The organism is Streptomyces sp. PU-14G, from assembly GCF_041028275.1.
GTDB lineage: Bacteria > Actinomycetota > Actinomycetes > Streptomycetales > Streptomycetaceae > Streptomyces.
Window position 1 is genome coordinate 1 of record NZ_JASKYT010000138.1, and the last position, 14,874, is coordinate 14,874.

Consider the following 14,874-nt stretch of genomic DNA (forward strand, 5'->3'; position numbering starts at 1 on the left):
GGACTCTCATGGCTCGCGGGACTCTCACGGCTCGCGGGGCTCTCGGGGCTCTCGGGGCTCTCGGGGCTGTTGAGCTTCGCGAAGCTCCAGGGCCGCTCGGGCCCCGCGAGCCCCTCGGTCGGTGCTCGCCTCGCGGTCGGTGTGGCCGCCGCCGTCGGGAGGAGGGTGCCGCATGCTGAGCCCCGAACTCCTGTGCCGGCTCCGTTTCACCCTCCGCGACCTGCCGCGGCTGCGCGCCGAGGTGGAGGCGTGCGCGGCCTCCGCGGGGCTCTGCGAGCCGCGCCGCGGCGAGTTCGTGGTCGCGGTCGACGCGGTGGCCAGCAACGCCGTCGAACACGCGGGCGGTGGCGGACGCCTCGTCCTGCGCAACCTGGGCGACGAGCTGGAGTGCGAGGTCGCCGACTCGGGCCCCGGCTTCACCGAAGACGTCATCCCCGAACTGCTCCCCGGCCTCGACGGCGCCCCCAGCGGTCGCGGTCTGTGGCTGGCCAAACTGGTGACCGACCGGCTCACCGTGGCCGACGCGGCCGAACAGGGCTCCGTCGTCACCTTCGCCGTCCGGCTTCCCGAGGCCTGACCCCCGGCTCCGGCCGGACACTGGTGGGGGTGGCTCCACCCCCGGGTGGACCTGGCACCACCGGGGCCCCCTAGGGGATGTCACAGCTCAGCAGCGATGTCCGGCCATCTCACCCGGCTGTGGCGCACGCAGTCCGCGTGAGAGGGTACGTTCGAGGACGTGGCTGGATTCAGGAGCGGACGCGGCCGGGGCTCCCGGGGCGCGCAGCAGCATGGGCAGTACCCGCAGCACCCCTCGGGTCAGCCGTACCCGCAACAGGGCCACGGCCCCGGTGCCGGACGCGGTGCGGGCCCCGGCGCCTGGCAGGGCGGCGGCCCAGGACACGGCGAGCCCGAGTACTTCGGCGACCCGCAGCCGCAGTCCCCGCACCCCTACCCCCAGCACGGCGCACCGTACGGCGCCCCCGCGGGCCCCGGCGGGCCCGGCGGGCCGCAGGGATGGCACGGGCAGGATCCACGCGCCAACAACCCCGGCCACACCCAGTCCTTCAGCATCAACGAGCCGTACGGCCCCGAGGGCGCCGCGGGGCCCGGCCCCCAGGGCGGCCCGGGCGACTACTACAGCGACGGCTCGACCTACCACGCGGGCAACGCCCCGGCCCCGCCCGCCGGGCCCCGGCTGCACTGGAAGGACCTGCTGTCCGGGATCGTCATGCGTCCCAACGCCACGTTCTGGCAGATGCGTGACTACGCGGTATGGGGACCCGCGCTGCTCGTCACCTTCGTCTACGGACTGCTCGCGGTCTTCGGCCTCGACAAGGCCCGCGAGGACGTCATCAACACGACGATCGGGCAGGCCATCCCGTATGTGTTGACGACCGGCGTCGCCGTCGTCATCGCCGGGCTCATCCTCGGCGCCGTCACGCACACGCTGGCCCGCCAGTTCGGCGGGGCCGGGTCGTGGCAGCCCACCGTCGGGCTCGCCATGCTGATCATGTCGCTCACGGACGCGCCCCGGCTGCTGTTCGCCCTCTTCCTGGGGGGTACGGCGTCCGTGGTGCAGGTTCTCGGGTGGGCGACGTGGGTGCTCGCCGGGTTCCTGTTCACCTCGATGGTGAGCCGCTCCCACGACCTGCCCTGGCCCCGCGCCCTGGGCGCCAGCGCCATCCAGCTCCTCGCCCTGCTCTTCCTGATCAAGCTGGGCACGCTGTAGGCGAGCAGGCGACCCGCCGCACCCTCGGCGGGACCGCCTGCTCACCCGACTCAGCCGACGCGGCCACTCAGCCGGCTCGGCCACTCAGCCAGCGCGGTGGCTCAGCCGGCTCGGTCACTCAGCCGACGCGGTGGCTCAGCCGGCTCGGTCACTCAGCCGACTCGGTAGCTCAGCCGGCTCGGTGGCTCAGCCGGCGAAACGCTGGGCCGCCGAGCCGTCGCAGGGCGCGAGCTTCGCGCGGTCCTCCAGCCCCGCCAGTGTCACGCACAGACCGGTGTCGGAGGCGGGCCGCAACGTCGCGCCGTCCCGCACGAACCGCTGCGAGCCGGTGTCGGAACAGTTGCCGAGCTCCAGCCCGGCCCCGTCCCTGACGTCCCCCTCGCTCTGCACGCACCGGTCGTGGGTCTGACCCGCGTACAGCGACTCACCCTCCGCGTCGTACCACCACAGCTGGTTGCGCTGACCCGGCTTGCAGGACCAGCCGCGTACGTCGGTGCCGACGGCGCTCTGGCCGCCGTCGGCGTCCAGGCAGGTTCCGGTGTCCTCGTTCCGCAGCCGCTTGAAGACGTCGTCCCAGGCCAGTTCGTACAGCTGAGGTTTCCCCGCCCCCTGCGGGTCGGCGCAGGAGGCCTCGCGGGCGCCCCGCTGACCCGCCTGGTACATCTTCGTGAAGCACGTGGCGAAGGCGCCGTGGCCCCGCTCGTTCGGGTGGAAGGACTGCCGGACCGAGTTGGCGTCCGGCGGGATCGGGTTGGACAGGTCCACGTACAGGCCGCGCGCCCAGGTGTTCTCCATGCACACCTCGTGGCCGTGGAAGAGGCGGGAGGCGTCCAGGTAGCTGGCGCCGGTGCGCTGGGCGGCCTCACGGACCCCCTTCTCGAACTTGGGCACCGCCGTGTTGCGGCCCCAGGCGGCGTCACTGGTGTAGCCGACGCAGCCGCCGATGAGCTTGCCGGGGAAATCCGGGTTGTCCTTGATGTCCGGACCGATCGGGCTGGGGTAGCCCATGACGACGAGCTGGTAGTCGTCGGCGGCGTAACCCGCCTCGCGCATCACCGTCTTGAGATCGTTGATGGTGCGCTCGACCTTGGGGACGAGCCCATCGATCCTGGCGTCCCAGCCGGCGTCGTACTTGGGTTCGCACCTGCCCTGGAGCGTCAGATAACGCGTGACGCAGTCCGTCATCACCGGCCCGAACTGGAGGTCGTCGTTGGCGCCGACGACCAGCTCGATCTGCTTGATCCGCGTGTTGCGGGCCTTGATGGCGAGGCTGTCGCTCTGCACCAGCTCATCGGGGTACTGCTTGGTGCCGCCGATCCGGATGTTCTCGGTGTTCGCCCCCGAGCAGGCGACGTTGTACGAGACGTCCACATCGATGCCCGTACGGTGTACGGCCGAATCCGGCGACCGGTGACACCAGTTGTCGGGCCCGTCGGTGCCCGGCTCGTACGTGCCCACCCCCTCGCCGGAGATCTCGCTGTCACCGAGCGAGATGACACCGGTCTTGCGCTCGTCCAACGGCGGAGCCTCCGGGCTGCCGTAGAGCTCCTGCGCCTCCTTCGCCCTGATCTCCTCCAACTCCGGCGGCAACGGCGTACTCTCCGCCTGCGACCTGGCCGCCGCCTTCGCGTCTCCCCCGCTCACGGGCGCGGCTGCCGCCACACCCGCCCCTCCGAGCACCATGACCAGAGCTGCCGCGAGCGCTGTCGCGGGTCTCACACGAGCCATGAGGTGGTCTCCCTACGGCCGGCAACTGTTGTTACCAGCGGTTCTTACCGGCTGGTACCCAAAAAGGGAACCACCCGTGCAGGGATCACTACGCAGCGCGCAAACGTCCCCGTCCCGTTCGACGGGACGAGGACGAGTCACTGGCACGGCTCGCGGGTCTCAGACATCCGCACTCGGGCCCCGGGTCCGGACCGGAACCGGAACCGAGACCCCGGGTCCGGGGGCCGGGACCGGGCCCGGGACCGGAACCGGGCCCGGGACTCAGGCGTCGAGGACCTGACCCTCCCGGTGGACGACCGGAGGCTCCACGGACCACGGGAAGTTGATCCACTGATCGGTCCGCTTCCACACGTAGTCGCACCTCACCAGCGACTGCGACTTCTCGTAGATCACCGCGCTGCGCGCCTCGGCCACGTGCTCCGCACAGAAGTCCTGCACCAGCTTGAGGGTCTTCCCGGTGTCGGCGACATCGTCGGCGATCAGCACCTTCTTGCGGCTCAGATCGACGATGTTCGGGACGGGCGGCAACATCACCGGCATGGCGAGCGTTTCCCCCACACCCGTATAAAACTCGACATTCATGACATGGAGGTTCTTCACGTCGAGCGCGTAACCGAGCCCGCCCGCCACGAAGAGACCGCCACGGGCGATGGAGAGGATGATGTCGGGCTCGTACCCGTCGTCGGCCACGCTCTGTGCCAGCTCACGGATGGCCTGGCCGAAGAGGCTGTACGTCAGGTTCTCGCGCTCGTCACTCACAGGAATCTCTCTTGCTCACTTGCTCGCTGTCGGACCCGGCCGCTCAGACGTGGGTCCGGTGGAAGTTCAGATACGAACGGGAAGGCGTGGGCCCCCGCTGGTTCTGATAGCGGGAGCCGTACTGCGGCGACCCGTACGGAAACTCGGCCGGGGACGTCAGCCGGAACATGCACAGCTGGCCGATCTTCATCCCCGGCCACAGCTTCATGGGGAGCGTCGCCACGTTCGACAGCTCCAGCGTCACGTGACCCGAGAAGCCCGGGTCGATGAACCCGGCGGTCGAGTGCGTGAGCAGCCCCAGCCGACCCAGCGAGCTCTTTCCCTCCAGCCGCGAGGCGACATCCTCGGGAAGCGAGATCACCTCGTACGTGGAGGCCAGCACGAACTCCCCGGGGTGCAGGATGAACGGCTCGTCCCCCTCGGCCTCGATCGCACGCGTGAGGTCGCGCTGCTCGACGGCCGGGTCGATGTGGGGATACCGGTGGTTCTCGAACACCCGGAAGAAGCGGTCCAGCCGCACATCGATACTGGACGGCTGCACCATGGCCGGATCGTACGGATCGATCCGCACCCGGCCGGCGTCGATCTCGGCCCGGATGTCCTTGTCTGAGAGAAGCACGGCCCGAGACTACGCGCACGAGTCGGGGCCGGCCCAATCGGACCGGCCCCGATGGCGGCGGGGGCCTCACTCCCCCGCCCTCTCGCCTCGCTCCCGCACGGACGGCGGCCGGCCACGGCCTGCCGCCGTCAACCGTTCGTCACCCGGCCGCTCGTCACTCGGCCGCTCGTCGGTCAACCGCTCACCCTTTGCGCTGCCGACCCACGGGCACCGCCTGCCGCAACCGCCCGCAGCGCGGGCAGCGCAACAGCCGCCCCGGTCCGATCCGGGAGGATCCGAGATGCTGCATCGGGAACGTCGAGGTGCTGAACACATGGCCCTCGGCACACCGGACGGTGGTGGTTTCCATCGCTTCCCTCTCCCCAGTCACGTGGATGCGTGGACGACAAAAGCCACGTTAGGGGATGAGTCCGACGCCCTCACCGTCGGCACTCCGCCCCCACCGTACGCCCCTCAACTCCCTTGCCAAACCTCGGACAACGCCCCTGCTGCGTTGTGGATCACAGCAAAAAAGCCCAGGCCATATGCGGCCCGGGCCTCCCATGCGGTACAGTGTCTCGCGAAGAGCCAACCCTCATCGGCTCCTCGCGGGCGTAGTTTAATGGTAGAACATGAGCTTCCCAAGCTCAGAGCGCGGGTTCGATTCCCGTCGCCCGCTCCACGACGAAGGCCCAGGTCAGCGACCTGGGTCTTGTTCGTTTCCGGGGCTCGTCGCGGCTTCCGTTCCCTCCGCGTGCCCAATGGTGGTGCCGCCCTGTTCCCGTCGGTGCGTGCCCGACGAGCCTGTACGTAGGCGTCGATGCCGTCGGCCACCTCACGCTGCCGGTCGTCGTTCGAGTGCTGGTACCGCAGCGCCGCCTTCTCCGAGGACTGGCCGGCTCGGACCATCGTGCCCTTCAGGGTGGCGCCCGACCGCGTCGAGATCGTGTGGCCCGTGTGACGTAGATCGTAGAAGCGAAAGTTGGTCGGCAGACCCACCTTCCCTCGCGCCTTCCGCCATTTCCGCCCGAAGGAGGACCGCCGGAACGGAGCACCCTTCTCCCCCACGAACAGCAGCCCATCGGGTTCCTTCTCGGCGAACAGCTCCAGGTGCAACCGCAGCTCAGGCTCCACGAACGCGGACAGCGCGATGAACCGCTTCCCGGCTGCCGACTTCGTGTCGCCAGGAGCGCGGCGACCGGTGCACAGCTCCGGCGCGGCCGTACGAATCCAGACGCCGACGCGGACGAGGTCCACGTCCGGCCGCCGCAGCGCCGCTTGTTCCTCCGGCCGGGCAGGCCCATACGCCTGGGGCTCGTACGCCTGCATGTAGACCAACAGCCGCCCAGCTGGGGCTCAGGCCCTCAGCGACGAACAGCATGATCGGCGGCGGGCGTTCCGCCTCGGGTAGGGCCCACACGTCCGAGGTGATCTCCTCATCCGGCGTGGACGGCGCGATGCCCTGACGGGCGTGGGTCAAGTCGTAACGGTCCTCCATCTCCTGTACGAGTACCGGCAGCTGATCGGCAGCCTCAGCCGGCTCGGTCGCCAGCGCTGAGAGCCGAGGAGCGAAACGGGCCGAGTTCCACGCCCCGCTTGCACTCGGTGCCGACCAGCGCGACCGGCTGAGCGGCGAGCCCGGTGAGGAGGTGCCGCAGATACATGGACTTGCCCGACAGCGTGGCGCCGAGCACCAGTCCACGCGGGATGGCGCGGTAGTCGCGAACGAACGCGGTTGCGTCATCCCGGAGTGCGATCGGCACCCGCAGGAAGCTGCCGCCCGCCTTGCGCGGCACGCGTACGCGTTGCAGGACGTCGAAGCCGACCAGCCGCAGCTCGACCACGCCAGGCTTCAACCGAGCCAGCGCAGCCGACCAGCTCTTTTTCCACGGGGATCATCGGTGACCGGATCGAAGGCAACCAATGCTCCCTCTTCAAGATATGCCCAGTCATTTTGCGAGCAAAGATTGCTGAGATGAAAGAAATATTCGGAATCCCAGGCGCGGACAAAACCAAACAAGCGGTCCAGAAACTTATTCTTAACTGATCCGATGCGACGGTTCAACAACTCTGGATCGACGGACCTGACTCGGTCTCTCATCCGGGTAGCGAAATTATCGAAATTCACAGCTAGATAGTTCTCGTCAACCCTATCTCCTAGGTTCTCACACATTTCCGAAAGTTGTATCAGGCGATCGGCTGCTTCACCTTCGAGCATCTCAATCCGACTGTTCTCTGCCAACTCCACACCAGCTTCGAGTATTTCGGCCGCTTTCTCAAAGGATGCTGCAGAGATGTACCGCTGTGCCCCGTAAACCGCTGCACGAAATCCCATAGTCAAAGCGATAGATCCGTCACTTACCGAAGGCTTGAGCGAGATGGCGTGAGAAGCACTAGTGATTGCGGAGTCGAAGTCACTCAGTTGTATATGTGCCCAAGCTATCTGCAATATCACAGAAGTAGGTACTTCAGTTATCAAAGCCGCCTTCTGTAGACACTCTAGACCTTCCTGCGCGTCGATACCTTCGTCTACCAGGAAGGCACCAAATAGGTAATTCAGAGTCGATGATTCCGGAGCCAATTCAATTGCACGTTCGTAGGCGGCACGCGCCGCTATTGTATCCCGCCTTCCGACGTGGACTAGCGCCTCAATGCGCCAGGACTCGTGGTACACAGGTGCCAATCTCTGCGCCTCACGGCATGTCACGAGGGCTGTGTCGTATTCCCCTCTGTCGTACTCTCGCAGAGCCTCCCGTAGAATTCGTGCCACACTGAAATCTCCTGGACCTTGCACATCAATGGTTCTCGGATCATAGGGAGAGGCTGTACTTTCGGCTTGCAGCGCTATTCCGAGTTCGGTTAGCTCCTTACTCCTCTGCTCGAACCAGACGCGGTGTTCGGCACTCACTGCGTGGCGTGTGTCCAGGTATTGTTTTCCAAAATCTGATACTTGGTAAGTAGTTTCCGAGGTTTGACCCATCGATGCACCCTGCATTTGCACGAAGTTTGTCGTCATGAGCTCCAAGAGGCTGGATTGTATTTCGCTAGCCGAGTAATCATTGATGAAGGCGAGTTCCGCTTGGCTCCTACGCCCAGGGAGCACCTGCATTGAACGCAATACCGAACGGGCATTCGTGGACAGATATCCGTAGACATTAGACATGCAAAAGTCAAGAAGAAGGTCATTGCCCTGCAACAGTTCTTCCGGTCTTTTGCCAGCCTGCACGCCCGCGACGAACCAGCGTAGGTAGGCTGGATGCCCCTTCATCGCTTGCACCATTTTCGTAATAGCAGCCCCTGGGAGCCCCTGCAGCGCCTTGACATCCCGCACGCGCGCAAGCGCATAAAGGAGACGCGTAGCATCGTGATCGGAGAGTGGTGACAACGCGACAGGGTTTTCAATACCCAGCCCTATTCGACTCGTGATTATTACCTTACTCCCCATGGGAAGTTCGAGTAGGAAGTCACGCAGCCTCTGATCGAGTACCGTCTCGAGATTATCCAATATCAACAGCACGCGGAAAGCTGCCAGATATTCGAGAACCTCTTCAACGGGATCGTGAGAACTGGCAGCGATCTTGCCCCCCAACTGCTCTGCTGCGGAAGTGAACAAACCCAGGGAGCTCTCGATCGCATCGCTGATGCGTTGAATCTCATTGACTGTGAGGATCGTCGCTTTAGCTGAAACCCAAACGAAGGCGTCGAATTGATTCTTGGGGTCGTCGAGAAGCTCATAGGCCGCCTTCAAGGCTATTGAAGTCTTCCCGATTCCCCCGTCACCGAGAATAGATACTACCGGATAGGCACCCTTGATCGCCCTTTTAATCCTGTCAACTTCTCTGCGTCGGCCAAAGAACCCAGTCTCGTCGAACTCTGGGGCCGGGAGGTTGTGTTGAGGAGCGTTGTCGGGGTCCGTGACAAGACTGATAGTGAGGCCAAGCACAAAAGCTGGGTCCTCCTCAATCCGCCTTATCGTGGTATTCAGATTGTTCCATAGGCTTGTCGAAGAAAGACAGGCTTCCTCTGCCATATCGTAAACGGCGGCAAGATCGTCCACTTCCATCGGACGAGTGTGTGCCACTCGATTACGTATCTGTGCCAGCTTCGCGACGTGTCGAGAAAGCTTACCCACCGCCTCTTTTGTTTCCTCGGGAGCCCTGCTTTTGAGGGAAGTCAAGACTTCATATGAGTCGGCGAAATCCAAGTAGGTGACGAGAGATTCTATTGAAACATTAGCGTCGGATCCGACTTCGCGTCCGAGCCTCGTGAGAGCTTTTTCGTAACGGTTACCGCCAAGTATTGCCCTTGGGTCGTCATATTCTCCCGATATTTCAATTATCGCATGACGGAGATCCTCTTCCACGGCTGAAAGGAGCGCAAAACAAGTGAGGCGCGTGGCAGTGGAGCTCATCAAATCTCCCGATGTATTCGACGCGATGGGCTTGTCAGCGTATCTAAGGATGCTGGACACCGTGAGAGTTGTCCAGCAGTTCTCCACAACAGGCCAAGGGCGTAAGGGTAGTCGTTCAGCGAAAAAATCAAGCCAATCCTTAGTTGCCTCTCTGGACTTTCACGCTAACAGACACTACAGAACTCGATTCCTCATCTACCTCGACCGCGCCAATGGCCTGGACATTTGCCAGAGCAAGCAGGTTAGAGAGGCTCAGAGCCAGCCCACAGTCAGACGAACGTCGGTGGCAGGCTCGCTAGAGCTCGTGGCGGAGAACCACCGTTGGAGTTCGAGGCAAAGACGTGGCCGATAGATGGTGGCAGCATGACTGCGCGGTGTCACACAGCGAAGTACAGCAACACAGCGAACCCGAGCGCCCACTAGCGCTCATTTTTACCGTCCACTACCCTGCCAACCGATCAACTCGCTCCATGTACAGCTTGTAAGCCGAACCCTCCCTCCTCCCAAGGATTCGGCGCCCTCAAAACCCCCTGCAGCCGGTGCTCGTCTCCGCCAGAATTGATGCGATCGCCAAGAAGGCCACTCGGTGCAGGAACTTGGCGGTGGTCAACGCCTCCCGCTGCTACCGCATCATGGCGACCGGTCCCTGTACACGATCGAGAGCGAAAGGAGCAGTGTGCAAGCGCCGTAAGAAGCGAAGGAGGGGCGTACCCGTACCGTGCCTGTACCGTGCTCGTAAGGCCGGACAGCCGCAGTAAACGAGAGGTACCCCGAAAGCTGTCCGATGAGCCCAGGCTCACTTATTGGCAGGTCAGCAGGGTGACAGCGCCCAAATGCACGGTGATTCCCCAGCTCAGAGCGCGGGTTCGATTTCCGTCGCCCGATCCACGACGAAGACCCAGGTCAGCGACCTGGGTCTTGTTTGTTGTGTGGACCAATTTCGGGCCGCATGCCATCACGCACCACTTGAGTGATGCGGTTTGAGATGTGCCCTCGACCGCATGTTGCGGTCAATTGCGTCCTGTCATGGGTAAAGGCAGGCCACCGAAAGCTTTCCAGACCGCTACTCCGATCGCTCTCGCACCCGGTCCGCGTACGACCCGACCGCGTCGTGCCCGCACCCGCACCCGCACCCGCACCCGATGAGGCTGGCATCTCCCCCTACGGCACCGCCTGGGCCTACCCGGAGCCAGAGCAACGGATCGCTCGGGCGGGAAGCGACTGCCGTCCGAATCCGGTTGCGCGGGAAGCAGGATCGCTCACGCCGGCGGCATCGTACGACCCGGCGGACGGTCCCACCGCATCCTGGCCGCAGGCTGATCGTTGGCCCCGTCATGAAGAAGATCATGACGCTCGCGGGATTCCCCCTCGCTGCTCTGGCACTGTCCGCCCCGGCCGCCAACGCCAGCGCCAACAGCGAGTCGCGTCCCGCCCGCGACGTGGACGCGGCGAACAGTTGGAACTTCACCGAAGCAGAAGTGTGCCTCCAGGAGCTCGCAGTCGTCCCCCTCGACGGCGCCCGCCTCGACGACACCATCGACCACTGCGCCAACGGCAACGTCCTCGACCCCCGCCTGACACCTCACAGACGGCAGACAGCGCCGATCGCCGATCGGGTAGTACACATCGCGTGGTCGGCCGGGCCCACCCGGCGGACGATCCGTACCGATACGCAGAAGTCCGCGGCGACGTCACCGTGACAACCGACGGGGCACGGAGCTGATCGACCAACTCTCCTGGAAGTACAGGGTAGAGAACTACACGTTCGACACCCCGGATGATGTGCGGGTCGTCGTCCGCGTCCGCCCTCACCGGGTTGTGGGCCGCAACCTCTGAGCCCGGCCCGTGCTGCCCCAAACACGTCCACAGGCGCCGTCGGCCCTTTCCGTGTCCCTGAGCCGGCAATCGCCTGGGCGCGTCCACCGAACGCATGCGGGTCAGTGAAACCACGAAAATCAGTGACAACGCCAAGGCCAGGCCACGGCCAAGGGGATCAAGACCACGGCCATGGCGGCGCGTCGGCGGGTGGTGACCACTGGTGTGGGTACGCGGCCGAACACGTCGATGCCGCAGGCCCGTTAGGGGGACATTGCGCGTAGAACGGACGGGACAGGGCATCGCTGGCCTTGACCAGGCCGCTATTCACGAGAGGTCCCTCTTCCCATGTTCCTTCGTTCTGCCACTGCGGCCGTCGGTGCCGCGGCCAGCGCTCTCGTTCTCCTCGTGGCGCTGCCGAACTCGGCGTCAGCCGCGACCGGGCAGTTCCGCTACACGTACACCACCGAGGAGGGATACGAGGCCGTCGGTTTCCTGAACCATCCGGACAGCGGCCAGTGCATCGACCTCCCTGCACCGGGATCCGCTCCCGGTTCCGCCTCCAGTGCGCCCAAGAACCACACGGACGCCACCGCCACCGTCTTCGTCGACGCCGACTGCGAAGGCGCCTATTACGTCCTGCCGCCAGGAAAGGGCGCGAGTGACCGTCTGCAACTGCGCTCGGTCGTCTTCTCCTGACACCCGGCATTGCCGAACACAAGGCGGTGGACTTCCCGGTCGGTAGTCGTTCCCAGAAGCGCGGGGTCCTTCTCTCCGCTCTTCTCAGGGGGCTCCGACCACGGTGCCGCCGCCCCCTCCTGGTGTGCGTGGGAGGCTCATGCACGCTCAGCAGGTGAGAGAGAGCAGCAGCAAGCAGCGGGGCTGGGCAGGGTCGTCCTGTCCGGCCCCGCAGAGGACAGGGCGCGGCGGGCACTGGAGATCATGGACCGCGAACGAGCCCGGCTGTCCGAGGACATCGACGGCCTCGTCGCCGCCAGAGACGCGCTGGACCACCTCATCGAGGACAACCATGCGTACCTGACACGGTCGGCGGACGGCGAGGAGCGAACTGGGCGGCGTGCGGAGCAGCGTGCGGCCCGGAGGAAGACCCTACGACGTGGCGTCCGGCCAGGTAGATGGTTGCGATCTTCTCGTAGCGGGTGGCGATGCACCGCCACTGCTTCAGGCGGGTGAGGCAACGTTCGACGGTGTCGCGTTGCTTGTCCGCCTCGCGGTCGAAGGCGGGGGGCCTGCCGCCTCGGCTGCCGCGCCGCAGCCGGTGACCGCGTCGCTCGGCAGGAACGGGGACGACCGCCCGGATTCCGCACTTGCGCAGGTGCTCGCGGATCGCGCGGGAGGGGTACGCCTTGTCGCCCAGGACCACATCCGGTCTGGTACGGGGACGTCCTCGCTGCCGAGGGAGGCGGAGCCGGAGGCGGGCCATGACGTGACCGAAGGCGGGCGCGCCACCGGCTGGAACGACGCCGCCGCGGTGGGTCTGTCCGGCAGCCGGGTGGGTAACCGGCGGCGGCATGGGCGACATCCTTGTGGGCACGTGTTCGTGGACCGATCGCAGGCTGGTCGCGAGTGGTTGGTACCCGGCGGGGCGGCGGGGTGCCGAGGGGCGGCTGCGGTACTACGCCGAGCGGTTTCCGGTCGTCGAGGTCGACGCCACCTACTACGCCCTGCCCGGCGAGCGGAACAGCCGATTGTGGGCGGAGCGGACACCGGACGGGTTCGTGTTCGACGTGAAGGCGTTCTCCCTGCTCACCGGCCACCCCACGCGGAGTGCGGTGATGCCGGGCGGGTTGCCGGCCGACGCGCGCGATCCGGGCGTGCTGGACGAGGTGTGGGCACGGTTCGCCGACGGGATCACACCCTTGTGGCAAGCGGGACGGTTGGGGAGCGTGCTGTTCCAGTTTCCGCCGTGGTTCCGGCCAGGTGAGCGGGCCGAGGCGTTTCTGGCGGCGACCGCCCGCCGGACGGAAGGCTGGCCCGTCGCCGTCGAGTTCCGGCATCCCGCGTGGTGGCAGGAGGGGCGGTCGGAGGACACGGCCGCGCTGCTGGAGCGGTACGGCATGGCCGCCGTCGCCGTCGACATGATCCAGACGCTGCCGTCCTCGGTGCCGCCCACGGCGCACGTCACCTCGTCCCGGCTGTCCGTCGTGCGGTTCCACGGGCGCAGCGCCGCTTGGGGCACCGGGAGCAAGGAGGAACGGTTCCGGTACGCGTACAGCGAGAGCGAACTGGCCGAGTGGCTGCCCCGGTTGCGGGCACTGGCCGAGCGCGCGGAGCAGGTCCACGTCCTGTTCAACAACTGTTGCGGTGACGCGGCGGTGCGGGATGCCGCCGCCATGGCGCGGTTGCTCGGGCCTGCGGACCCGACGCCGACAGCGGCTGCCGCGCCGCCGTCGGCGGCACAGCATCTGCCGCGCCGCCGAGCGGCGGCACCCCCTGGCGGTGAGAGCGAGCGATGAGGGCGCGTCGCCGCGGGGGCGTACGCGAAGACCTCACGCGGAGAGCTCACGCGGAGGCCTCACGCGGAGACCTCACGCGGGGGCGTGCGCCGCGTGACGTGCGTGGCGGGCGCGGCCCTGGGGGCGGCCGGTGTGTCCTCCGGGACGACGCGCGTGGTCCCGGGGATCGCGTTCGGGGCCGCTGGGCGGCGTGAGGTCCGCGGCGAGGGATTCCAGGGCGAGCACCGTGCGCAGGCAGGTGGCGAGCGCTCTCGCCCGGGGCGTGGAGACGGTGTTGGGTGCGGCGGGGTCGACCACCCAGGCGAGACCGCTCTTCGCCGACAGCGCGGTGAACAGCGCGCGCAGTTCTCCCGGGCGTACGGACTCTCCGTCCGCTGCGAGTGCCTCCAGCGCGGCGAGGTGGTCGCGCAGTGGAGCGGCGAACTCGGCGAGTTCGGGGACGGTTTCGGTGCTGTTCCCCGGCAGGTGTTCGGTCAGCAAAGCCGTGCAGCGGGTCACGGCGAAGACGGACGACGTGATGCGGGTCAGCTCGGCGGCGCTCCAGCGGGCCCGGTGGCCGCGCGGCTCGTGGGGCAGGTGGCCGATGGCGGACTCCAGCTCTTCGCGGGCGCGGCGGGCGGCGCCGCGCAGCTGCTCCAGCTCGGCCCGGTCGGTGGTGGAGGCGTCCGTGTAGCCGGTCAGCAGGACGGGCAGCAGGCGCTGTTGCGTCCGCAGCCAGCGTGCGAGCAGGTCGGGAATGCGGTGGTGGTGCCAGGTGGGGAGCAGCAGGAAGATCACCAGGGCGATGACCGCGCCGAGCACGGTGTCGGCGGGGCGTCCCCACGCCACCAGGTTCTGCGCGGTCCCCATCTGGTGCAACAGGAAGACGATCCACGCGGTCAGGACGAGGTTCAGCGTGTGCTGGCCCGTGCGCAGCACGACGAACGTCACGGCGGCGAAGGCGACGGTGGCGAGCGCGAGCGCGCCGTGCGACCAGGAGAACTGGAGCAGTCCCCAGGCGAGGAAACCACCCGCGATGGAGCCGACAGGGCGGCTCCAGCCGCGCGCGAACGTGTGCTGGTAGTCGGGGAAGAGGACGAGCATCGTCGTCAGCGCCGCCCAGAATCCGTGGGCGGGAAGGCCGTGGCCCCAGAAGTCGCCGAGGGCGCGGCCCGCGGCCTCTCCGACGGTGGTGCCGATGCCGACGCGGAGGGCGTGCCGCAGCAGCGGCGCGCCCGTCAGCCGCGGGCTGAGCTCCGCCCTCAGGCGCCGGAACCCGCCACGGGCCAGTCCCTCGGGCCGGTAGAGAGCGGGAATCTCCTCGTGCGGTGCCACCCCGGCGGGAGCAGGGGCGGGGGCGGGGGCGACCGTGTCCGGG

General features: G+C 66.6%; 10 protein-coding genes, 1 tRNA gene and 3 pseudogenes. 6 read left to right on the plus strand and 8 right to left on the minus strand.

Translation table 11 applies throughout. The annotated features are described in order from the left end of the window. The first annotated feature begins 172 nt into the window (after positions 1–172). The gene (locus AB8Z75_RS17745) at positions 173–577 is read left to right on the plus strand and encodes an ATP-binding protein (protein ID WP_369203087.1); all 405 of its coding nucleotides are present in this window, start codon (positions 173–175) and stop codon (positions 575–577) included. 159 nt (positions 578–736) lie between these two features. Then, complete coding sequence (locus AB8Z75_RS17750; RefSeq protein WP_369203089.1) at positions 737–1,729, plus strand: Yip1 family protein; 993 nt, start codon at positions 737–739, stop codon at positions 1,727–1,729. Between the two features lie 186 nt (positions 1,730–1,915). On the opposite strand, the gene AB8Z75_RS17755 is transcribed toward AB8Z75_RS17750, so the two are convergent. The 3 genes from AB8Z75_RS17755 to dcd all read right to left on the minus strand — a co-directional run bounded on the left by AB8Z75_RS17755 (position 1,916) and on the right by dcd (position 4,835). Beyond that, complete coding sequence (locus AB8Z75_RS17755; RefSeq protein WP_369203091.1) at positions 1,916–3,457, minus strand: ricin-type beta-trefoil lectin domain protein; 1,542 nt, start codon at positions 3,455–3,457, stop codon at positions 1,916–1,918. A 261-nt stretch (positions 3,458–3,718) separates the two neighbouring features. Continuing rightward, positions 3,719–4,216 (minus strand): phosphoribosyltransferase, encoded by a 498-nt coding sequence (locus AB8Z75_RS17760; protein WP_369203093.1) that lies wholly within the window; start codon positions 4,214–4,216, stop codon positions 3,719–3,721. A gap of 43 nt (positions 4,217–4,259) precedes the next feature. Continuing rightward, a complete protein-coding gene (gene dcd / locus AB8Z75_RS17765; RefSeq protein ID WP_369203095.1) occupies positions 4,260–4,835 on the minus strand; it encodes a dCTP deaminase in 576 nt (191 codons plus the stop codon). Positions 4,836–5,422: 587 nt separating this feature from the next. Between dcd and AB8Z75_RS17770 the strand changes: the two genes are divergently transcribed. Continuing rightward, positions 5,423–5,496, plus strand: a tRNA-Gly gene (locus tag AB8Z75_RS17770). Between the two features lie 113 nt (positions 5,497–5,609). Here AB8Z75_RS17770 and AB8Z75_RS17775 read toward each other — a convergent pair. From AB8Z75_RS17775 to AB8Z75_RS17785, 3 genes and pseudogenes are all read right to left on the minus strand, one after another. Then, positions 5,610–6,158 (minus strand): annotated as a pseudogene (locus AB8Z75_RS17775) (tyrosine-type recombinase/integrase); the annotation flags it as partial. Positions 6,159–6,177: 19 nt separating this feature from the next. Continuing rightward, positions 6,178–6,679: pseudogene (locus AB8Z75_RS17780) on the minus strand (FtsK/SpoIIIE domain-containing protein); the annotation flags it as partial. Next, positions 6,667–9,225: an NB-ARC domain-containing protein gene (locus AB8Z75_RS17785; RefSeq protein ID WP_369203097.1), complete on the minus strand. Its 2,559-nt coding sequence runs from the start codon at positions 9,223–9,225 to the stop codon at positions 6,667–6,669. The pseudogene AB8Z75_RS17780 and the gene AB8Z75_RS17785, both read right to left, overlap by 13 nt. A gap of 1,334 nt (positions 9,226–10,559) precedes the next feature. Between AB8Z75_RS17785 and AB8Z75_RS17790 the strand changes: the two genes are divergently transcribed. Continuing rightward, a complete protein-coding gene (locus AB8Z75_RS17790; RefSeq protein WP_369203099.1) occupies positions 10,560–10,925 on the plus strand; it encodes a hypothetical protein in 366 nt (121 codons plus the stop codon). Between the two features lie 463 nt (positions 10,926–11,388). Next, positions 11,389–11,739 carry a hypothetical protein gene (locus tag AB8Z75_RS17795; protein WP_369203101.1) on the plus strand — a complete coding sequence of 117 codons (351 nt, stop codon included), beginning with the start codon at positions 11,389–11,391 and terminating at the stop codon, positions 11,737–11,739. 316 nt (positions 11,740–12,055) lie between these two features. Here AB8Z75_RS17795 and AB8Z75_RS17800 read toward each other — a convergent pair. Next, positions 12,056–12,469, minus strand: a pseudogene (locus AB8Z75_RS17800) (transposase); the annotation flags it as partial. Between the two features lie 103 nt (positions 12,470–12,572). Here AB8Z75_RS17800 and AB8Z75_RS17805 point away from each other — a divergent pair. Then, positions 12,573–13,517 (plus strand): DUF72 domain-containing protein, encoded by a 945-nt coding sequence (locus tag AB8Z75_RS17805; protein WP_369203103.1) that lies wholly within the window; start codon positions 12,573–12,575, stop codon positions 13,515–13,517. A 72-nt stretch (positions 13,518–13,589) separates the two neighbouring features. On the opposite strand, the gene AB8Z75_RS17810 is transcribed toward AB8Z75_RS17805, so the two are convergent. Continuing rightward, on the minus strand, positions 13,590–14,874 hold a 1,285-nt coding region (locus tag AB8Z75_RS17810; protein WP_369203105.1), incomplete at its 5' end, for an FUSC family protein.

Coding starts and splice junctions, on each gene's coding strand:
- AB8Z75_RS17745 (WP_369203087.1), top strand. CDS start 173: ATGCTGAGCCCCGAACTCCTGTGCCGGCTCCGTTTCACCCTCCGCGAC.
- AB8Z75_RS17755 (WP_369203091.1), bottom strand. CDS start 3,457: ATGGCTCGTGTGAGACCCGCGACAGCGCTCGCGGCAGCTCTGGTCATG.
- AB8Z75_RS17785 (WP_369203097.1), bottom strand. CDS start 9,225: ATGAGCTCCACTGCCACGCGCCTCACTTGTTTTGCGCTCCTTTCAGCC.
- AB8Z75_RS17790 (WP_369203099.1), top strand. CDS start 10,560: ATGAAGAAGATCATGACGCTCGCGGGATTCCCCCTCGCTGCTCTGGCA.
- AB8Z75_RS17795 (WP_369203101.1), top strand. CDS start 11,389: ATGTTCCTTCGTTCTGCCACTGCGGCCGTCGGTGCCGCGGCCAGCGCT.
- AB8Z75_RS17805 (WP_369203103.1), top strand. CDS start 12,573: ATGGGCGACATCCTTGTGGGCACGTGTTCGTGGACCGATCGCAGGCTG.